This window comes from Oleiphilus sp. HI0043, from assembly GCF_001634935.1.
On the sequence record NZ_LWEY01000072.1, the window covers coordinates 1 to 1,287 of the forward strand.

General features: G+C 43.7%; 2 protein-coding genes and 1 pseudogene. 1 reads left to right on the top strand and 2 read right to left on the bottom strand.

Annotated elements, in window-relative coordinates; all coding sequences use genetic code 11:
• Together A3729_RS01645 and A3729_RS01650 are read right to left on the bottom strand one after the other, a co-directional pair.
• Window positions 1–419, bottom strand: a 419-nt coding sequence (locus A3729_RS01645) for an AAA family ATPase (protein ID WP_068633016.1), incomplete at its 3' end; no start/stop codon positions are given.
• A gap of 1 nt (window position 420) precedes the next feature.
• Window positions 421–828 carry a hypothetical protein gene (locus tag A3729_RS01650; protein WP_068511328.1) on the bottom strand — a complete coding sequence of 136 codons (408 nt, stop codon included), beginning with the start codon at window positions 826–828 and terminating at the stop codon, window positions 421–423.
• Between the two features lie 136 nt (window positions 829–964).
• Here A3729_RS01650 and A3729_RS01655 point away from each other — a divergent pair.
• Window positions 965–1,287: pseudogene (locus A3729_RS01655) on the top strand (DUF1439 domain-containing protein); the annotation flags it as partial.

A 1,287-nucleotide genomic window follows, 5' to 3' on the forward strand; every position in this document is an offset into this window, starting at 1 on the left:
ATGGTGCGAGGTATACGGCTGACGACTTTATCTTCTGGTACTGCGTGACCGCCTTCTTCAATCCTTTGCTGTATTCGTGCTTTGTTAAGTTCGGGGGTTGAAAGATGAACGAAGACGATAATTACTTCGTAACCGTGAGCTTTGGCTTTTCCTACAAAGTCGATTTTGGAGGGATGAGAGAAAACGGTTTCAAAACAGAAACTACGTCCTTCTTCCAAGAGCTCATTCCTGAGCCGCTCAGCGATGGCTGCGGCTTGATAGCTATGCGCTTCAGGCGCATCGGGGAATACTTGGCGAGCGATATTATCGGCGTTAACGAAGGGTAGATCACGAGGTTGTAGCTGCGTTCTATAAAAGGTAGATTTTCCTGCGCCATTTCCTCCGGCGAGCAGCCACAGCTGTTTTGATTCTTTATTCAATTTATACTCTAGATTCTATAAATACGCCATTTTCAAAATAGCCGGTGGTGACATTACCTTGTTGGTCGATTCTTTCAAGCATGCCCTTATCAGTACTTGAGGCCTGAAAGGCATAATTGGTAGTGGTGATGTTTCTCATCAAAGAACCTGAGTCGCGTTGTTGTTCCAGGTTGCTGAATATATCGTCAGCATCAATGTCGACATTATGCGTTTCTTCTACATTGATTTTTGCAAGACCACTGTTTACTTTAATGAGTGTTTCAGGGTCTACGACACCAGAAACCCCGCGGCCTATTTCTGCCCAATATTCTATCTGTTCAGCCACTGAGCGCTTGTTAAGTTCACCACTTAACTTGGCTTGTTTCATAAGTTCACTTTCTAAACGGATAGGGGAATTGGATTTAGCCATCAAAGAATCTCCAAACTGAGGTTGATATCTGGATTGTAGCGGATTGCTACGCTTAAAGCTAATGTTTGTAGTGAATCGCTACAGATTCTTTTAGGCTCGCATGATTTGCTGTACTTAAGGTAAACTCACATTCACTATGACCCGTATTTTTGTATTCTTACTTATGTTTTCATTCTCCCAGATGTCCTCAGGATTTACCTACACCATTGAGCTGACAGAACGAAGCTTGCAAGAAAAGATTGAGGCGATGATGCCCTTAGAAAAGAAACAGTACTTCTTTACTGTTCGCTTGTCCGAGCCAAAAGTGGAGTTAATCAACGTCAGTAATGAAGTTGGCTTTTTTATGCATGTTGATGTCATCGCACCAGGCGGCTTTAAAGGTGGTGGCAGAGGTAAAATCGCCGGTACCCTCCGCTACCAGCAGGATAGCGGGGAATTTTATTTAGACTCACCTCGACT

What these genes read in the sequence shown, in the direction of transcription:
- A3729_RS01650 (WP_068511328.1), bottom strand. Translation starts at nt 828, where the DNA reads ATGGCTAAATCCAATTCCCCTATCCGTTTAGAAAGTGAACTTATGAAA.